At 38.4% G+C, this 20076-nt stretch carries 21 protein-coding genes; all 21 read right to left on the reverse strand.

What is annotated here, in order from left to right; all coding sequences use genetic code 11:
• Nucleotides 1-50: 50 nt before the first annotated feature.
• Entirely contained in the window at nucleotides 51-992 is a 942-nt protein-coding gene (locus QZL88_RS08175) for a phospholipase A (protein ID WP_296939983.1), read from the reverse strand.
• Between the two features lie 13 nt (nucleotides 993-1005).
• The gene (locus tag QZL88_RS08180) at nucleotides 1006-1485 is read right to left on the reverse strand and encodes a YkgJ family cysteine cluster protein (RefSeq protein WP_296939984.1); all 480 of its coding nucleotides are present in this window, start codon (nucleotides 1483-1485) and stop codon (nucleotides 1006-1008) included.
• Complete coding sequence (locus QZL88_RS08185; protein ID WP_296939986.1) at nucleotides 1472-2536, reverse strand: asparaginase; 1065 nt, start codon at nucleotides 2534-2536, stop codon at nucleotides 1472-1474. The genes QZL88_RS08180 and QZL88_RS08185 overlap by 14 nt, the downstream gene beginning before the upstream one ends.
• Nucleotides 2537-2602: 66 nt before the next feature.
• On the reverse strand, nucleotides 2603-3253 hold the full coding sequence (locus QZL88_RS08190; protein ID WP_296939987.1) for a TatD family hydrolase: 651 nt from the start codon (nucleotides 3251-3253) through the stop codon (nucleotides 2603-2605).
• An 80-nt stretch (nucleotides 3254-3333) separates the two neighbouring features.
• Nucleotides 3334-3897: a GTP cyclohydrolase I FolE gene (folE, locus tag QZL88_RS08195; RefSeq protein ID WP_296939989.1), complete on the reverse strand. Its 564-nt coding sequence runs from the start codon at nucleotides 3895-3897 to the stop codon at nucleotides 3334-3336.
• A 36-nt stretch (nucleotides 3898-3933) separates the two neighbouring features.
• The gene (locus QZL88_RS08200; protein WP_296939991.1) at nucleotides 3934-4437 is read right to left on the reverse strand and encodes an SPOR domain-containing protein; all 504 of its coding nucleotides are present in this window, start codon (nucleotides 4435-4437) and stop codon (nucleotides 3934-3936) included.
• A 131-nt stretch (nucleotides 4438-4568) separates the two neighbouring features.
• Complete coding sequence (tpiA, locus tag QZL88_RS08205) at nucleotides 4569-5315, reverse strand: triose-phosphate isomerase (RefSeq protein WP_296939993.1); 747 nt, start codon at nucleotides 5313-5315, stop codon at nucleotides 4569-4571.
• Nucleotides 5316-5350: 35 nt separating this feature from the next.
• Nucleotides 5351-6679: a BT_3928 family protein gene (locus QZL88_RS08210; protein ID WP_296939994.1), complete on the reverse strand. Its 1329-nt coding sequence runs from the start codon at nucleotides 6677-6679 to the stop codon at nucleotides 5351-5353.
• Nucleotides 6680-6686: 7 nt separating this feature from the next.
• Nucleotides 6687-7238, reverse strand: a complete 552-nt coding sequence (locus tag QZL88_RS08215; RefSeq protein WP_296939995.1) for a DUF1599 domain-containing protein — start codon at nucleotides 7236-7238, stop codon at nucleotides 6687-6689.
• 756 nt (nucleotides 7239-7994) lie between these two features.
• Nucleotides 7995-9227 carry an FISUMP domain-containing protein gene (locus QZL88_RS08220; RefSeq protein ID WP_296939996.1) on the reverse strand — a complete coding sequence of 411 codons (1233 nt, stop codon included), beginning with the start codon at nucleotides 9225-9227 and terminating at the stop codon, nucleotides 7995-7997.
• A 356-nt stretch (nucleotides 9228-9583) separates the two neighbouring features.
• A complete protein-coding gene (locus tag QZL88_RS08225) occupies nucleotides 9584-11092 on the reverse strand; it encodes a glycosyltransferase family 39 protein (protein WP_296939997.1) in 1509 nt (502 codons plus the stop codon).
• Entirely contained in the window at nucleotides 11065-11649 is a 585-nt protein-coding gene (locus tag QZL88_RS08230) for a hypothetical protein (RefSeq protein ID WP_296939998.1), read from the reverse strand. Before QZL88_RS08230 ends, QZL88_RS08225 begins: the two co-directional genes overlap by 28 nt.
• A gap of 126 nt (nucleotides 11650-11775) precedes the next feature.
• Nucleotides 11776-12234 (reverse strand): single-stranded DNA-binding protein, encoded by a 459-nt coding sequence (gene ssb / locus QZL88_RS08235; RefSeq protein WP_296939999.1) that lies wholly within the window; start codon nucleotides 12232-12234, stop codon nucleotides 11776-11778.
• A gap of 162 nt (nucleotides 12235-12396) precedes the next feature.
• Nucleotides 12397-12924 (reverse strand): mechanosensitive ion channel domain-containing protein, encoded by a 528-nt coding sequence (locus QZL88_RS08240; protein WP_296940001.1) that lies wholly within the window; start codon nucleotides 12922-12924, stop codon nucleotides 12397-12399.
• 65 nt (nucleotides 12925-12989) lie between these two features.
• Entirely contained in the window at nucleotides 12990-13805 is an 816-nt protein-coding gene (locus QZL88_RS08245) for a hypothetical protein (protein ID WP_296940002.1), read from the reverse strand.
• A gap of 26 nt (nucleotides 13806-13831) precedes the next feature.
• Nucleotides 13832-15097 carry a hypothetical protein gene (locus tag QZL88_RS08250; protein ID WP_296940004.1) on the reverse strand — a complete coding sequence of 422 codons (1266 nt, stop codon included), beginning with the start codon at nucleotides 15095-15097 and terminating at the stop codon, nucleotides 13832-13834.
• Between the two features lie 3 nt (nucleotides 15098-15100).
• Nucleotides 15101-15649 carry a sigma-70 family RNA polymerase sigma factor gene (locus QZL88_RS08255; protein WP_296940005.1) on the reverse strand — a complete coding sequence of 183 codons (549 nt, stop codon included), beginning with the start codon at nucleotides 15647-15649 and terminating at the stop codon, nucleotides 15101-15103.
• Nucleotides 15650-15782: 133 nt separating this feature from the next.
• On the reverse strand, nucleotides 15783-16202 hold the full coding sequence (locus tag QZL88_RS08260) for a biopolymer transporter ExbD (RefSeq protein WP_296940007.1): 420 nt from the start codon (nucleotides 16200-16202) through the stop codon (nucleotides 15783-15785).
• 31 nt (nucleotides 16203-16233) lie between these two features.
• On the reverse strand, nucleotides 16234-16941 hold the full coding sequence (locus QZL88_RS08265) for a MotA/TolQ/ExbB proton channel family protein (RefSeq protein WP_296940009.1): 708 nt from the start codon (nucleotides 16939-16941) through the stop codon (nucleotides 16234-16236).
• Nucleotides 16942-17117: 176 nt separating this feature from the next.
• Nucleotides 17118-18542 carry an NADH-quinone oxidoreductase subunit N gene (locus QZL88_RS08270; protein ID WP_296940011.1) on the reverse strand — a complete coding sequence of 475 codons (1425 nt, stop codon included), beginning with the start codon at nucleotides 18540-18542 and terminating at the stop codon, nucleotides 17118-17120.
• 42 nt (nucleotides 18543-18584) lie between these two features.
• Complete coding sequence (locus QZL88_RS08275; protein WP_296940013.1) at nucleotides 18585-20069, reverse strand: NADH-quinone oxidoreductase subunit M; 1485 nt, start codon at nucleotides 20067-20069, stop codon at nucleotides 18585-18587.
• Nucleotides 20070-20076 lie beyond the last annotated feature (7 nt).

Here is a 20076-nt window from a genome sequence, read left to right on the forward strand (position 1 = left end):
AACAAATACACAATATGCTATCAATTAATATGTTGCAAAACATGTTTTTTTCAATACATAGTTATAAAAGTCGGCTTAATCACAAAGCCCAGCCTTATACGCTGCCTATGTTTATTATAATCCAACATAGATTCTCCATAACCATTATAGTACTGAAGGAAGAGATATTGATTATCATCACTGAATAATCGTATCGAAAAATTCAGTTCTATATTTGCATTCAGATTCACTCCCCCCCTTTTTGTTACAACACACCCTATATTATATTTTTTCTTAGGACTTGAATATTCCATAGCCATAAGTCCCCAGCCTGAGTATTTTACAATATCTTTATTATTCGTTCCATCAACAATCGGTATCCAGGCTTTTGTTTGTAGAGTAAAGTGGTCATCTAAGGTAAAATAAGTACCGAAGGATACTTTATTCCAACTACGGGAGTCTTCCCCGTCTTTTCCGTTCGACTCATGCTCGAACTGAAAAGTCAGCGTTCCCAAAAACCTATTATCGCGTACCAAGGCTTTCCCTACCCCCAATGTAGGGTTATAATTCAGATCACGAAAAGGAAACGAATCCTGGAAAACATCCCAAAAAGCTTTCTGAGTATATGTCAGAAAAGCATATGTTTTGAACGGCAAAGTACTATTGGTAATCCTATGCATAATACTTATCTGAAATTTGGCATCCGAATTATATTTCGTTGGCTTACTAAGCATCTGGGTTCCCACGATGAAATAGTTGTCTTTATATATTCCAAAAGAAGGGTTTGCATCAAATTTATTTATTATACTATCTGCATTACTTAATTGTTTGGATGGTCCGAATACTGAGCCTATAATGGCATCTGTCTGATGAGAAATAAATGCTCCAACACTTGTTGTACTGTCTTTCTTCTGCTTTTCAACCTTAATAGTATCCTGCAATACAGTTTCCTGAGCAAAAAGAGAGGTCTGCACCAAAAGCGCAAACATAAATAAGAGATACAAACTCTTCATAAAACGTATTTTATTATTTATTAATAAGCCGGCACAGCACTTCGTATGCTATCGGACAAGTAGCTGAATTTTTAACAGTTAGCTTGTATATTTGTTCAAATCTCTTTCTATCCGTATGCGGATATTCTCTACAAGCCTTGGGACGAGCTTCATATATTGAACAGTAATTGTCCGACAAAAGAAATGGACAAGGCATAGACCGGAAGATATAATCTCCATCTTCATCCATTTTCAGATACTTAGATACAACTTCGGCTGGTTTTATCCGCAATGCTTTGGCCATACGCTCTATATCTTTATCATAGATAGCAGGCCCTAAGGTTTTACAACAGTTGGCACATGACAAACAATCTATTTCAGCAGATACATCTTCATGCAATTGCTGAACAATCGTATCCATCTTCATTAAACGTTTCTTATTCTTCTTATAATATAGCAGAAATGAGGATTCTGCTTTTTCTGCTAACAACTGCAGATTTTCATATTGTTTCATTCATTCTATCTTCAACACGCGTTATCTCTCCAATCAACGGCACCCTCATCCTAATCTGAATATCTTCTTTTGCATATTTGTGTCCAACCAAAAACATGAGTTTTGCTATAGCGGTTTCGAATGTAGCATCAAATCCGCTTACTACTCCGGCTTTAAGTAACTCTTGTCCTGTTTCGTAGCGATGCATATCAACCATACCGGTATTACATTGAGTGATGTTTACTATTACAACGCCTTTTTTTACAGTTTCGCGTACGAGACGGATAAACCACGGAGATAAAGGTGCATTTCCCGAACCGTAAGTTTCGAGAATAATGGCTTTAATATTTTTCAAAGTCAGTATTGTCTCTACTGTTTGCCTGTTAATCCCGGGGAACAACTTCAAGGTTGCAATACGGGTATCCAGCTGATAATGAAATATTGTCTTCTTATCATAATCAGGCTGATGTATAACCTTTCTGTCATACCTAATCTGTATTCCCGACTTTCCCAGATTTGGATAATTATAAGATTTGAATGCATTGAAATTATCTGCATTTACCTTAGTAGCCCGGTTGCCCCTCAGCAGATCATTTTGGAAGAAGATACACACCTCGGGTACAATAGGATTACCCAGAACGTCTTTGTCTGCTGCTATCTCAAGAGCCGTAATAAGATTCTCTTTAGCATCGGTCCTCAGCTTACCAATTGGTAACTGCGCGCCTGTAAGAACCACGGGTTTTTGCAGGTTTTCAATCATAAAGCTCAGTGCAGATGCCGTATAAGCCATAGTATCGGTGCCATGCAAGATTACAAAACCATCATATTTATGATAATTATACTCAATCGTCCGCACTATCTTCTTCCAATGCTCCGGCGTAATTTCCGATGAATCGATAACCGGATCGAACACGATATGGTCTACGTGAAAACGGAAGCGCTGCAATTCGGGTAAGTGACTATTTAAATGAGCAAAATCGAATGGTTCAAGAGAACCTGTAACCGGATTTTCGACCATCCCGATTGTTCCCCCGGTATAAATCAATAGAATATGAGCATTTACGTCTATCATCTCAATTTGTAATCTTTGAATCTGTAAAAATAATGAATTTAATAATACACAATATAATTTTGTCAACTATTTAGAGATAACACTCATATTATCTGCAATAATTTCGACAAATTGATTAAATGAAAGCCCCAAAACTAATGAAACAGCCTCATACACCTTACAAATAGAAATTTCAGATATATCCGTTTCACAGAAAAGAGAATTGATTGGAATATGCCGTATCGCATCTTCGTTAAAAAACTCTCCTACAGAGAATTTGAAGCCAAGTCTCACAAGCTGTTTTGTTTGTTCAATATTTCCTCTATACCCATGAATTATCCATGGAATATCTGACTTATATTCCTTGTACAAAGCCATCAATAGGTCCCAAGCTCTTACACAGTGGATTACCAATGGCTTATTTACGCTCATAGCTAGCTCGATTTGCTGCCTGAACACATTTTCCTGGACTCTCATATCAGGCCCTTTCAATTTATCCAACCCGGCTTCTCCGATAGCCAAAACCAACTTATTCGGTACAACTTCATTTAATCGCGTCAATTGTTCCCCGGCATTGTCTGCGTCCCAGGGATGTACACCACATGAGAACCGGATATTATCAGGCGCCAAAATCTCCTTTTCAAAATCTCCGGGTGAAGTATTCAGTATATACTGTACCTTATATCCGTTCATCTCTTCCGAACCTGCTTTATGTGTATGAATATTGTATAGGTACATATCTTTATCTCTAAATTAAAAACGAGGTTACTCCTTTTACCGGAAAACCTCGTATTGATTTATCTTTTATTCATCTGATTTTATCGGATAAGATTGATAAACTCTTCGCGGGTCTTTGCCTGATTAAATACTCCGGTGAAGTCGGAAGTTGTGGTTGTCGAATTCTGCTTCTCCACGCCCCGCATCTGCATACACATATGCTGAGCCTCTATCACCACCATGACCCCGAGCGGGTTAAGTGTTTTCTGAATACATTCCTTTATCTGAAGAGTCATACGCTCCTGCACTTGCAGGCGTCGGGCAAAAACATCCACGACACGGGCTATCTTACTCAGCCCCGTGATATAGCCATTCGGAATATAAGCTACATGCGCCTTCCCCCAAAACGGCAACATATGATGTTCGCACATGGAATAAAAGTCTATATCTTTAACTATTACCATTTGTCTGTAGTCCTCTTTAAAGAAGGCTTTTCTCAGGATTTCTTCAGGGTCTTCATGATAACCCTTAGTTAAAAACTGCATGGCCTTTGCAACTCTTACCGGGGTACTTAGCAACCCTTCTCTATCCGCATTTTCGCCCAACAGGTTTATAATTTCCTTGTAATGCTTTGCCAGCAGTTCTATATTTTGTTCTTCTTGCATTGTGAAGATTTTTATCGTCTGATTTAAATTTATAATTTATTGTACCGGTTTTTTCACAACATCGGGTACAACATACATCTCCCGCCCGAAGGCCGGGAATGTTTTTTTCATCTCTTTAAGCACACCATCGGCATCTGCCCTGCTTGTAAAATTGCCAACGCGCAAACGCCAGAATGGAGACTGAAAGCTCACTACTGTCTCCAACTCAGGGAAAGCAGATTTAACTTGTGCCTGCTTCGATTCGGCTTCTCTTTTCGAACGTTGTTGGTTATTGCCCGAAAAAACCTGAATCTTAAAGCCCCTTACTTTTGTAAAATTGGCTGTAGGGTCGATTACACCCACTGTTTTTGTAGTATCTATAACAGTAATCTGACGAACCCCCAGTATATTCTGTACAGCTTCGTCCTGCATCACTTTGATATTTCCTTGTCCCCATTTAGATGAATTCAGTTCATCTATAATCGTTTTATTATCATCCTGTGCTAACGCAAAACCTGAAAACAGGCACAGAACAAGAAAGATATAAAGACTTTTTTTCATACTGATTTATTTGAGGTCACTGACCTGTTTATCGTTCGTCCAAGTATAATAATTATATTCGGCTTCGGATAGCCCTTTATTTAAAAGTAATTGCAGGAGCTGTCTCCAGCCCTGCAATTTATAGTACCGAATTAGAATCCTTCAATAACAGGGATAAATTTCTCTACATCGAGAGAAGCACCACCGATAAGTCCGCCGTCGATATCCGGACATGCGAACAATTCTTTTGCATTTCCGCCATTTGCACTACCTCCATAAAGGATAGAAGTGTTATCAGCTACTTCTTTACCATACTTATCTGTGATAATCTGACGGATGTAAGCATGCATTTCCTGAGCCTGAGCTGATGTAGCTGTAAGGCCTGTACCAATAGCCCAAACCGGTTCGTAAGCTATAACGATTTTAGAGAAATCTTCTGCCGAAAGTTCGAATAATGCATCTACAGTTTGTTTTTTAACTACATCGAAATGCACATTTTTCTCTCTTTCATCTTTAGTTTCACCTATACAGAAAATAGGGCTAAGGCCATTTGCCAATGCAAGTAATACTTTTTCTTTCAGGATAGCATCTGTTTCTCCGTAATATGTACGGCGTTCAGAGTGTCCAAGGATAACATATTTTGCACCGGTAGATGCTACCATAGCAGCCGACACTTCTCCGGTATAAGCACCAGAAGCTTTATCTGCACAATTTTGTGCGGCAACTCCCAATTTAGTAGATGATGCAACACTAGCAAGATGAATAAATGGTGTTCCGATAATTACATCACATTTCAATGTCTTACCTGCCAACGCAGCTTCCAGGTCTTTAGCAAAAGCTACTCCTTCCTGTAGGTTCTTATTCATTTTCCAGTTTCCTGCAACAATGTTCTTTCTCATAATTAAAGCGTTTTATTTATATTATTATACTGAATTTATTCTTCGGCTTCCTTCCGGGCTTCCTCCTTTTTCTTTCTCCGCCTGAAAAACAGGAAATCCAGCCCTTTAAGACCGAGCAAAGGCAATGCGAAAGCTACACTTATACAAAAGAGGTTTTTCTTACCCTGTCTTTCGGTGTCTATTAGCTGACCATAAGGCAATTCCTCCAAAGGCTTTATCAAGTCTTCCTCAGCAGGAACTTCTACATTTGCCCATTTATTGATTACCACTCCGTCTTTCAGTAATATCATTCCCGGATTGGAACGCACAATGGTTTTTATGGCCCGTTCGTCCATCGTACAGAATTTGAAGTTTATAACGTTTTCTTTCGACCAGCGTAATATTTCATCTGTAGCGGACGATGTTACACAATAGAATTTATATCCTCCGTAATCCGCATAATTGTTTACATCCTCAAAGTTGCTGAGATACCATGTACTCATATCTTCAAGAGACGGCGACAACATCAGAAATACATAACTGCTGTCGGACAATATATCAGCCGTAATATCATTTTGGGCTATAACCTCAGACTTCTTTGCATCAAAAAAGAGTTCAGTTATCACGAAATCCTTTATCTTCGAAGTCTCACCTTCTTTCAGCACTTTGGTCTCCATCCTCACAAAGACCCAGGTACTGTCTTCCCATGGATAATTCTCCTCTGTAAATTCTTTTTCCACTCCGTCTTTGGCATAGACCAGCATCGATACTTCTTCCCTGCCCTTACCTTCTTCCACCCCCATCTGCTCGGGAATGGATGCCCCTATTTTGTATGGGCGGAAATCAAATAGCGGCTCATATATGTAATTACGGAATGTGAATAAACTGATAAAAATAATTATATATAGGAATGCCAGCCAATAAGTTTTACCTGTGAAGAAGTTGCTAATCCGTTCACAATACCTGAATACTATAATGGAACATATCAGCAGCACTATATTCTTATAAAACGTTTGCCAGTTGGTAATCACCAGTGCGTCTCCGAAACAACCGCAATCTTCTACAGGGTCGGCAATGGCCAGATAAAGCGTAAGGATGGTCATAAAAACCATAACCACGAATGTAAGCCGGGAATTCCAACGGCGGTAAAGTCCGAACAACATACAAGCTCCCATTGCAAATTCGACTATACTCTGTAAGGCCGAAAGCGGAAAGGAAAAGAAGGTAAGAGAGGTAAGATTAAACGCTGCAAAATAGTCGTCTATCTTATATGCCGTACCATAAGGATCTACGGCTTTTACAAACCCGGAAAAAATAAAGGTTACCCCGAGAATAACCCTGGAAACCTCTGTTAATATCTTTATCCCAATATCCTTTTTACTCATTAGCAGTTTAGTTTTCGCTATCGGGAAATTCAAGTTTTATAAGCCCGAACAACGAATAATTAATCATATCCATATAGTTGGCATCGACACCTTCCGATACAATTGTCTGACCTTTGTTCTCTTCTATTTGCTTTGTCCTGTATATTTTCGTCAGAATAAGATCTGTGTAAGAGCTGATGCGCATAGCCCGCCAGGCTTCATCATAATCATGGTTTTTCGCATACATCAACTCTTTAGTCTGGGTCATATGCTTATCATATAACGCCAGAACCTGCTCTTCGTTCAAATCCACACTATCTGAGAATCCGAGTTCGAGTTGAATAAGCCCTATGATACCATAGTTGACAATACCGATAAATTCAGGAGCGATACCTTCATCTATAAGGCTTACGCCTTTTTCTTCAATGCTCCTTATACGTTTCGCCTTGATCAGAATCTGGTCTGTAACCGACTGAGGGCGAAGGATTCGCCACGATGCTCCATAATCTTTCAGCTTTTTAGCAAAAAGGTTGCGACATATCGCAATCACCTGCTCAAACTGCGCTTTGGTATCTGCCATGTTAATATCTCTATTTTTCAGGGGACAAAGGTATGAAAAAATGTTTAATCTATGCTTTGCTTCATTTGTCATTTAATTTTTATGAATACCTACGACATAAAAAGTAACATTTTTTCAGTTAATATCATTCTCATGCAGAGGCACTAAAGCACAAAAAGGTAACAAAAGTAACACATATTTCAGCTTTTAGCTGATAGCTATTAGCCACGCACTTAAGCTATCGCATAAGTAACTTTACGGTAAACAGTATTCTCATACAAAGACACAAATTCCAGCCCATCATCATACTTACGTTTATTAACTACATTTAGTTAAAACCTGACATATCTGACAGAATTTTCATCGTTTTCTTCTTGTCATTTTCACGTTCGTTAACCATAAATAATCAAAAGGTAACAACCAACGGTCACAGGAGCGAAACGTATGTAAAAGTAACACGGAAAACAATTAATAATTAGCTTGCTGAGCAGAGCAAAGTCTCCCATCTGTGAACAGTCGTCAGTTAGCAGTTAACAACTTGTACCTTGTGTCTTGTTTACTCGTATCTCATATAACTTTCAACCTATTACTTATCCCAATACATCAAAGAACTATAAGCTGTTAGCTTATAGTCTATAGATAAAATTTCCGATAATTCTTTATAAATCAGAAACTCAAATTATACGTTCCTAAACCAGGACTACGAAAGGGACAAAGAAAAGCTGCAAGACATTTATTCTCGCAGCTATCCCTGATTATTATAAGTAGTTTGTCTGATTATCTTTTACATCTTACACTTAATAGAGCAGAAGGAGCCCAGTTCAAACGGATTACGGCAAAACTGCCTTCAGTACCCATACGACTGTGCGCATTTGTCCTTTGCTGATACGAAGAAGACCAGAAGAGAAAAACATTACCATAAGTCTGAGATGCTCCATACTCTGCATTACCGACAAGCATAGCATTGAATCCTCCTCGTATAACAATATTACTTTTACCATCGACTGGCCCCGTTACTCCGGCAACAGGACAAGGGGACTTCATTGTCGTACTGTGCCCGGTACTTTGTCCCATGGTTGGCCTATTTCCACCAATTTCATAATAATCCTGTGTCCCTGTCGGTTGAGAACCAACCCTACGATCGACCCAAGGAGTCGGTGTAGTAACTGAAGAGTATTCTTCAGGATGTTTTGCTAATTCTTCTTCCAGCTGGCTCCACTCATAATCGCTAGGTATGCGCCAACCATCCGGGCAGATACCTGGAGTCGGATCAGTGACATGCTCGGTTTCATTATTCCCGTAATCGCCCAATACGTCATCCCACTGACCGCCTGTAGCTGCGGAATATGAGTATAGTACTCCCTGTTTCAAATCCCATGTCGGAATTTTAGAATAATCAGTTTCTGTACCTCCCATTGGTTGCGGATAAAAATAACGTTTGAGGCGATACCAGCCGGCATCGTTCTCTTCACCTACTCTGCTTATTTCTATACTATTATCCAGAGGTAAATAGCGCAGATTTTCCAGCATCCATTCACCGGCACTTCCGAACGAACGGTAAGCATAAGTTTGTGTACCATGCACTTGAGGACGATCATCAACCAGTTCATGAACAGCAAGAGATTTATTCGTAGGACCTATATAAACCCACTCAGTTTCGTTCCACACATAAATACCTTTATACATCGGCTCTGGCGTGATACAGAGATCTTCGTTTGTATTGTACACCATCAATCCCACATGAGTAGTCGGATCCCAATCTCCCGTAGCCCCTTCGACAGTAGAGGCCAGACTTGTTTCAGGGCTCACAATTGTCAAAGATTTTAGTCCTACCCGGGGCATCCCCAAGCCTTTTCTCGCGGTCACCATACTGGTTGAGGCATCTTCTTTAAGATCCAGCAATGCGCCTTCTACAGGCGAATCGTCACGACCTACTGTAACCTGTGCATTTACTATTGTCACCGATAATACCAGACTAAACAATAGTAAGATTTGAATTTTTAATTTCATAAGTTTCATAAGTTTGAAAAGCGGATATCCTTACCCTCCGAAACAGGATAAGGAAAATGTTTGTCTTTACCTTTGTTCTATATTAATTTTTGTTCTTCTTACTTTCTTCCAAACAAAGAAAATCTATCCGGACTGAAGATATGTGCACAATCGAGAGTATGTTAAAGAAATAATCGCATTGCACGTCAATTTTAGATAAAAGAAACAACCTGATATGAAATAATCATCCAGACATTTCACTCTATAAACAATTTAGGGAGAAACCTTTCTTATACAAAAACCGATATAGAGGATAAAATAAAAAGGTATGTTATCTGCAGATATTTTATAGATAATATTATCTGCAATTATTATGTTCAGGGTATTATCTTTTTCATGCGATATAAATGGATATCTGTAGCGTGCAAACTATCAATAACAACATAACGGTTATCTAATGATTGTCTGTATTGACTAAAATCGTCCTGTATGGCTTCCCTATCCTGATGCACAAGAATAAATTCCGTTGCAACAAATTCCGTTGTCCTTCTTTCTTTAAAACGGAATGGCCGGAAATCTTCGGATTTCTCACCCGTCAAGACAATATATTCATTTTCAGGGAGAATCAGTTGCAACCGGGGCATAGCATAATATGAAAAATCATTTATAACAAGAGGACTACCTCCTTCAATATTTATAAACTTGCGGATTTCCTGATACGCCGATTCTGTATGCCTATAATAATTCACGCCTGAATAGAACCTCACTACGCCGGTAAAAAACAAAAGAAGTAAAAAAATATATGAGAGTTGCTTGTATTTAGGATGCTCCATAGCCCTTGCCAGGACAAAAGCAAGACTTAAAACGAAAAGGCCAAATGAACAGGTCATATAACGCGTCACTAATATAGGCAGGTATGCAACAGAGATGATAAACCCTATCGCTATGGGGATAAGAAATGTAATAAAAGAAAAGATCGCCAGTAAGGACATTTTATCTTTCTTTATATTATCGGATAGTAATACTTTTATTGTCAGCACTAATTGTGTTACCATCAAAATTATTAATCCGCACATCATTTCCCCTTTTGTAAAATTAGTAAAAGGCTGCCATATTTCCTTTGGTGAATAGAAATAGTAAATATGTAGAAATATATCGTTCAGGGTCAACGGCTTTATCCAGTAACCGGATGAAACATTATCGATTTGCCCCCACAATTGAATAAGCCATGGAAGATAGGCAATAAAAAAGGCGACTCCGCAAAGAACCAGATAAGTCAACTTCTTCTTTGTCCGTATCAGGAAGAAGAAAAAGATCACATATATGCCAAAAACACTCAATAGCCCATAGTTATGGAGGTATGCAGCGCAAAGGCCTGTTCCGAAAAATAGTACCCAATGAATCCCGGTCCCTTTTTCGGAAGCCTGATAAGCTGATAATGCGCATGCCAAGACAAAAAACATTGTCCACGAATACATTCTTATTTCTGTTGCCATATACTGGGTAACAGGGAATATAATAATCAACAGCATAAAGGTAATAGCGACCTTACCCCCGAATAAACGCCGTATAGGAAAACAGCCCAAAAGAAGAGCCGCAATAACTCCCAGTGTAGAAAATAGCCTGAGGGCAAAAAGAGAATCGCCAAAAAGAGAACTGAAAAATTTTAAACACCAGTAATATAGTGGAGGGTGTACATCCGATGCCGTTATATTTATAATATCAGTATATGATGTTTTCGCCATAAAGATTGAATATACATCGTCGTACAAAAGAGTTGTGTTCTTTATGTCAAGGTATATAAATAAAGAAACCCCGAAAGTAAGCAGGCAGATATATATCAGTGCTTGGGGAATCTTCATGGCACTACTTTTGAGTTTTTCCATTCGAGAGATTGCATTAGGGCGACAATATCTTCTCGCAGAAATCCTACTATCGGAGCAATAGAATCGGTATTGACCTGCTGGTTGAAATATAATGAGCCTCTCAGAAAGTTAGAGGTATTATCAGTCAGATAAAATTGTAGCGGACTTGCTACCGAACCTTTTACATCATAGATTATTCCCGACATATGCCCTAAGGAATCAGTATATTGTGATTGTTGTATACCATTCGCCTTCAACGCCTGGCTATATGCCAACTGGTAGCTATCTTCCAATGCTCCGGAAAGCTTTTTCTTATCGACCGGAAAATATGTACAATATAAAACCGCATCATATTCAGGATAAGAGATATTGAACCAAAAGCCTGACTCATCATTTTTCTTTACTTCTTCTATCCGGGCATTTGCCGGATACCGGAAAGAGAATGCAACATGTTCAAATCTCACCACTCCGGACTCTACCCTGTCTTTCCGCGGATACCCTACAGGCTTCGGCGTATATTCGTTACAAGAAATGAATACACAACAGATGATTAAGAATAATGTTGTTTGCTTCCCCATATATGCGCTATGTAAAAAAAGTTCTTTGGCTTAAAATAAAAACAGATTAAAGCAAACAGTCTCCTATTTGTATTAACCTGTCCAATATTTTTGATAAATCTCATTCCACGAGATCATACTCTCTTTTTAAAAAGGCAAATCATCCTCCTCTGATATATTATTGGAAGAATTATATGAATTCGGTGATTGATAAGATTCGTTTGCAGGTTGGGAATATGGCATATTTTCAGCACCCTCTCCACCTTCTCTCCTACGGCTGCCCAGTAGCTCGAGATTATCTGCATATATCTCATTTACATACCGTTTCATTCCGTTGGCATCGTCATATGTGCGTGATCGTATTTTACCTTCAACATATACCTGAGTCCCTTTTTTAACAAATTGTTCTGCTACTTTTGCCAAACCTCTCCAGCAAACTATATTATGCCATTCGGTACGGTCGGGGATCTGCGTCCCGTTAGCAGCAGTGTATCCTCTCTCTGTAGTGGCCAAAGTAAAATTAGCAACTACGCTCCCATTATCAAAATATTTCACATCAGGATCTTTCCCTACATTTCCTATCAATATTACTTTGTTCACTGACATATACAACTATCTATTTTGTTTATAATATCACAAATATAGGAAAAAAATCCACAATCAATGAACAGTAAACAATAAACAGTAAACAGTGGCTGACGCATGATAGTAAAGATTCTATTAAAGTAGTAAACTGCTTACTGTTTACTACTTACTGCTCACGGACTATCATCTTTCCATTTTCCCCACAGAAACTATTTTTTGCAAGAAAAGTGAGTTTGGAATGATAATAAGTTCATTATCTTTAGTCCTGAGATGGGTATGAAATGTAAGAATATTCTCTATTATGGCATCTATAGGAGTATCTTTATCCAGAATATGTATCTCGTCCCCGATCTTGAATGGGGTAGTAAAAAATATTATAATTCCGGCTGTGATATTACTCAGGATAGACCATTGAGCAAACATCGCAACACCTATCACTGCAAATATAGAAGACAAAGCCACCAGCATATTCTGCGGCTGTACTCCCCAGATAATAGCAAGGGTAACCAGACAAGTAAAGTTGATAAGAATATTTATCACTTGTATGATATGCAATGTCCGGGGCTCTGACTTCAGCGTAAGGGAGCCATATTTTCTTATTATCTTACCTACTATATATTTTGAAGAAGGTGTCAATAAAATTATAATCGCCGAAGCTATTATCTGCGGCAAATGATCTGTTAATATGGTTAAGATATCTTTTTCCAACATTTCTTTATACATAAAAGAGACGTAGTCCACGGGCTACGTCTCTTACTTCTATTCTCGGTTATAGATTATTTTTTGAATTGAATATAGTATGCATTACTACCCGACAACTGCCAGTTACCAATATAAATTACTTCTGCCGGTTGCCCCGAAGAGGTATATTTCTGGTATCTGAATTTTACAGGAACATTTACATAATCGGTAGTCACGCCACTAAAGTTTGGAGAGAAACTGTTTCTGAGGTAAGACAAGTTCCCAACAGCAGAAAAAGAATCGGTTACATTATTATCACCTGTTCCTTTATCTGTTATACCAAATCTTACATCAATAATAATCTTGTTATCTTTAGCCGGATCAATTTCACCTTCCGAATCTTTCTGGTTAGTTACATCATAATAGAAGAAAGCTTTCACTTCATCCCTTTCTTTCTTGGTAAGGCTGTAACCAATCATCCAGTTATCCCCAATTGTATTTACCGGAGACCATGCTGCAATACTTACGCTTGTAGGGACAATGGTATCGTTTCTGCTAACTAAACCGCTATTTTCATATGGTTTGTCCAATCTCAGAGATTCCTTAGCTATAGCATTTCCATTATTCAGTATATTCACATACTCTGCATTGTAATATCCATCGGCCGAAGAAGATGATATCTTATAACCTATAAAATAACATTGATTTATTTCGGTTAAAGTCGTAATATTATCATGCATTATATATCCGTTTGATGTAACGGCAAATTTCCGGCCATAATCATCGCTTGTTATATAAGCGAAATCCTTCTCAATAGTAAATGAACTGTCCCCATCTCCCAAGCATGATGACATCAGCAACACCACGGAGAACACACTACAAAAAATTTTCAGTAAAGATGTTTTTTTCATGTTTATTTTTTAATTGTATTAATTTTTTAAAAGTCAAATTTAATTCCCAGATTCAGGTCTAACTGAGTCTTTCTGTCAGAATATATAGTTCTGTACTTATTTCCGGCATCGAAGTAATATGCCCCTCCTATCGTCCCATAAAGATACATTTTTTTATACAAAGGATAGGAAATACCCAGAGATGATCTTACCGAGAACTGAGGATTTGATTGTTTCACAGACTCTCTTATATAATATGGCTCAGAATAAAAGACATGTCCTGCAAGATCTTTATCTTGAATATCGAGCATAGAAAAGCCCATATTGCTTACATATCTTCCATTTATATCTTTCTGTACCATTCCTCCCAGTGCAAAATAGAATTTAGTCTTACCTAATTCAAAGAACGTATAATTCAGAGATAATGGTATACCCAGATAGTTAAAATACTGCGATTCACTTATATTGAACACACTACCTGATTTTATCTTCGATGACAGGTGGGTATAAACCAGCCCCGTTTCGAATGATAATTTTGGCGCTATCTGCTTACTGATTGTTACTCCAAACGAAACAGGTTGCTTATGTTCAAGTTCAAATTCACTATTTTCCTTATTCAAGGCTGACCTGAAAGTAGAAGATCTTGCTTGACGAGAGAACAGGATATCCCCACCTCTTTGATTTACATTGTCGGCAAACAACCCTGCATCAACAGTTACTCCTAGAGACAGCCCTTTCGACGGCAATTCTACTTCCGGTAATATAACTGTCGTTTGTGCCAACATTGGCGCTGCTTTTACTTCTTTTTTCTCTTCTTTAGGTTCTTCTTTCTCTAAAGGTTCAGATACCACTTCTGGCTCTGGTTCAGGTTCCGTTGCTATTACAGTTTCTACAGGTTCGATCACAGCCCGTGCCTTGGCCAGCAGTGGCGGCACAGCTTTCGGAATCTCAATCACAGTATCCACTTCCTGAACTTCTACAGGAGGCTTAACATCTTCTGTTACAACAACATCAGCATCTTCCATTATCGGTTTATCATCTGTTGGAATAAATAATATACCAATTACGATTGCTGCTGCTACACCTACAGCAATAGCGATGGTCTTTATAGTAGATGCTTTTGAGGTCGAAGAAGCTGCATTGGCTGTCGAAGAATTTGCAGATGAAGATGAAGATGATGCATCAGGCGCTTGTACAGGCTGATTAGACAAAAGCTGATCCAGCCCACCCCAAATGGATGCAGGCACTTCCGGCTCAAAGTTTCCTAACTTTGAGGAGAATAGATCCTTTATTTTGTCTTTATCTTCTATCATTAGTTACGATCTCTCTTTAATATATTGTTTCACCTTCTCCTGTAATATATTTCTGGCTCTTACATATTGAGAACGTGAAGTACCTTCACTAATACCCATCATTTCTGCTATTTCCTTGTGTGAATAATCTTCTATCGCATACAAGTTGAAAACTGTAGAATAACCACGCGGCAGGTCTTGTACCATTTTCAGTAACTCACCCTCCGATATTTTATACATTTGTTCGTCTTCTGTAGAATCGTCCACTACATCGGGAAGATTCTGAACATCATCGGAAGTCTGAATTATTGATTTTTTCTTTCTTAAGTTTTCTAAAGCAAGGTTTATAAATATGCGCTTGAGCCAACCTTCGAAAGAGCCTCTATCCTGAAATGAATCAATATTGGCAAACACTTTCATGAATCCGTCCTGCAATAAATCCTGAGCAGCGTCTTGATCAGAACTATAGCGTAAGCAAATGCTATACATCTTACGGGCATACACCTCGTATAGCATTTTTTGAGCTTCACGCTTTTGTTCCTTACAGCCTGCTATAATTTGCAGTTCATTCATATTGGTCAAGCTTCATTTTAGAGATGCATTTTTTGTAGAAATGTTGCATCATCTATACTAAATTTCATCTACTATTATCTTTTTTTAGTAATAATGAAATTTTAGTTTTTATCTTTTTAATTTTAGAATTTATTTATTCCGGTTTTTGGGTAAAAAGTACCATCTTTACCTGCAATTTATTCCCGATATCAATTACATCAACAACATTCTGCAGACTCAATGATTTATCTGCTTGTAATAGAACATTTACTTCGACGTTATTGTTCTTTTCTTTTTCCTTTGTAATAGCTGCCATCAAGGCCGGTTCGATCTCTTCTTTTGTAACTTCCTTATCATTGACATAATACCTCAGATCCTGAGTTATTATCAAATTAATATTTTTCTTGGTTACAACTTGCTCCGAAGTTGCAGCATTTGGCAAAAGAACTCTGATTGCCGCAGGAGTAACCATTGTGGATATTATAAGAAAAAACAACAACAGGAAGAACATTATATCATTCAACGAAGAGGTATAAACCTCGGCAGCCCTTGTTTTTCTCCGTTCTATTTTCATGTTTTCTCTTTTTTAAGAATAAGCTTAAAAATTAAGCTTCTATATTGCCTCTTTTATAAGCTCTGATTGCTTTCAATACTTCGTTCGATTCTTTATCGATATTGACTACCACTTTATCGATACGCCCATTCAGCACGTAATATCCGGCATATGCTATAATCCCGACAAGCAACCCCGCTCCGGAACATATCATTTTCTGATAAAGTCCTGTAGAAATCGTATCAATCGCCAGATCGTTTGTCTTTGCTATATCATAGAATATCTTTATCACCCCAAAGATTGTACCCAAAAACCCGAGCATTGGTGCAATAGAAGCTGTAATCCCAAGCCAATTCATCTGGCTTTCCAATATGCTTATTTGCTGGCGGGCTTCGACTTCCATCGACTCCTGTATTTCTTTATCATCACGTTCAAAGTCTTTAAGCCCAGCGGCAATCACTTTAGCCGAGGCATAAGGACGTTCCACGCAAAATTTCAATGCCTTATCCACTTTTCCTTCGTGTATCAGTTCCACAACACGGGATAACCAGACCGAATCCTTTTTACCAAGACGATTTACTACCAGCCACTTATTTATAATGACATATATAGCTAAAAGCGACAAAAGAAAGATGGGTAACAGAATCCATCCACCTTTCATCACAAGGCTTAAATAACTCTCTTCGGGAGCAACTTGGGCTGTTTGCTCTGCCATTTCTACAACGGGGGTAGCCGCCTGAAGTAAAACAAATAAATTCATAAATGATATTTGTTGCAAGGTCTCAGACCTATTTATTATTTCGTTAATTTAAAGTAGTTAGACTGCCTATTATATCATTAAACACTCTCCTACTAACATGTTTTTTATTGTACAAAATTCGACAGAAGCTCAAAGATACAGTCTTCCGTCGAATTCTATTTATAAATTAATAATCTTTAATATATACCAAAGCTAACTTTATCTATATATTGGTAGAAACAGCTTACCATACCGATTACAAATATTCCTACCATCGATACTACCAATGATATCTTCAAGTATCCGTCTGTATTAACAGCCTCAATAGGTGAATTGTTCTTATTGATAAACATTGCTTTTACTACCAATAAATAGTAATACAAAGATATTACAGTATTCAGGAATGCAAGGAAAACAAGCAGGACATGCCCTTGCTGCATTGCTGTCATAAACACGAACAACTTACTGAAGAAACCAGCTGTCGGCGGAATACCTCCCAACGAGAACATGGCAATCATCATAGCCAGTGCCAGCTTCGGATTGGTATAATATAATCCGTTGTAGTCATCCATATTTACCTTTCCGGTCTTATCTTCTATCGCCGAAATTACACCGAAGGCAGCAAGATTAGAGAATACATATACGAAGATATAGAACATTGATGCAGCCATACCTTCGGCTGTTCCAGTAAATACACTCAACATGATATAACCGGCCTGCGATATGGAAGAGAATGCCAGGAAGCGTTTCATATTCTTCTGACGAAGGGCAAACAAGTTACCTATTGTAATCGTAAGCAGAATTATGATCCATATTATGTTTTGCCAAATATCTGCAAGTACCGGAAATACCTTGAACAGGATTGCCATCAGAGCAAATACTGCAGCTCCCTTCGATATCGTAGATAAATAAAGGGTTACATTCGTAGGTGCACCCTGATAAGTATCCGGTGCCCAAAGATGGAACGGAACAAGGGATATTTTAAAGAATATTCCGGCAAGAATAAATATCATTGCCATTATTACCATTGGCGTAGAATATATATTTGTAGCTATATCTGCATAATATAGCGTTCCGCAAGCTCCATAAAGGAACGACAATCCGAAAACCATCATACCTGACGAGAAGATAGCATTAAATATATATTTGGCTCCGGCTTCTGCCGATTCTTGTCTGTATTTATCAAACGCAACCAAAGCCGCGATAGGTAAAGATGCTGTTTCAAGTCCAATATAGAATAATAGAAAGTTTCCGGAAGAAACCATCAGATTCATACCTATCAGGGTAAGTATCGTGAGCATGAAAAATTCTCCGCGCTTAATTATCGAATCTGGCCTGTTGAGCCATGAATTTGCTTGTAAGAAAATAAGAAATACACCTATATTCAGTATATTCTTTATTGTAAGATAAGCCGGACCGGTAACATACATTCCCGCAAAGGATGCTCCATTGTCTTTAAAAAAGAAGCATAGGACAGTATGTGCCAGAAATAATGTACAGGCTACAGGGAAGAAATATTTCTTTGCGTTGTCCGAAGCAAACAAATCATAAATAATAAGTAAGAGAAATACCACTATCAGCGATAGCTCGTGCTTCATCAACAAATAATTACTCAAATCCATTTTTATATCTTATAATTTCAATGTTTACAATCTATTTCTTACTTATTTTATATATCCCAAACTTGAGGTGATCAAATCGGAAATCCATCCCGGGAACAATCCCATACCTGCAACACAGATTATCAATCCTACTGTTGCTATTTTTTCATGCCATACGGCATCAGTCAATTCCAGATGATGCGGATCCTGAACCGGACCGTATAATATTTTACCAACCACTTTCAGTATATAAACAGCAGTTACTACGATTGATGATATAGCAGCAATCGTAAATATCCGGTGGAACATATCGTTGTGTTCAAATGCACCAACAAAAATAGTCATCTCAGCAACGAAACCACTCAATCCCGGTAGTCCCAAAGATGCCAGACCGGCAATCACATAACATACGCTCAGGAATGGCATAATCTTCATCAGCCCCCCCATCTGACGGATATCACGTGTATGTGTACGCCCGTATATCATACCAATCAGGGCAAAGAAAAGAGCCGTCATCAGACCGTGTGAAAGCATCTGCATCACAGCACCTGTCATAGCCGTCTGGTTCATCATTAATATAGCGAACAATACCAATCCACAGTGACTCACTGAAGAATAAGCATTGATATATTTCAAGTCTGTTTGAGCAATAGCTCCTAATGCTCCGTATATAACACTAATACCTGTAAGTATAATGAATATCCAAGACAATTCGTCAGCAGCTTCCGGCATCAGACGCATTGCGATACGGAAACACCCGTATCCCCCCAGCTTCATCAATACACCTGCATGAAGCATAGATACAGCAGTCGGTGCTGATGCGTGACCATCAGGCGACCATGTATGGAATGGGAACAAAGCACCAAGAACTCCAAAGCCTAAGAATGTAAGAGGGAATGCCCAGTATTGGACTGAGACAGGAATCGAATTATTAGCAGCTATTTCCAGTATATTAAATGTATAATCGCCTGTTGTAGATGAATGGAAGTATATACCTAGAATACCTACAAAGAGGAATGCCGAACCTCCCATCAACATGAGGGTAAGTTTCATTGCCGAATATTCTTTACGTCCCGTACCCCAAAGGCCGATCAACAAGTACATCGGTATCAGAGCTATCTCATAGAAGAAGAACATGGTAAACATGTCCAAAGATATAAAGAAGCCATATACACCGATAGACAGAAGTGTCAGCCACATGAAGAAGTCTTTTGGCAACGGATTCATATTCCATGAGGCAAAAGTCCCCGTAAATATAATGACAGCGGTGAGCAGTATCATCAGAACAGAAATACCATCAACACCGATAGCGTAATGTATATTCATGCTTGCTGCCTGAAACCAGACTGCATCGAATGTGAACAGCATTTCCGCTGCATTCCCTGCTGCACGTTCCTGATAGAACATGAACAGGAGAACCAAAGCTAAAATAACTTCTATAACTGCACCTACTACACCCACGGTGCGTACTTGTTTGATGTTGCGGCAAGGTATAAACGCAAGCAACATCACAACAGGAACCAGAACAAATAATGAAAGAATATTCATATTCTTA

Origin of the sequence: uncultured Dysgonomonas sp. (assembly GCF_900079725.1) — a bacterium.
Lineage (GTDB): Bacteria > Bacteroidota > Bacteroidia > Bacteroidales > Dysgonomonadaceae > Dysgonomonas.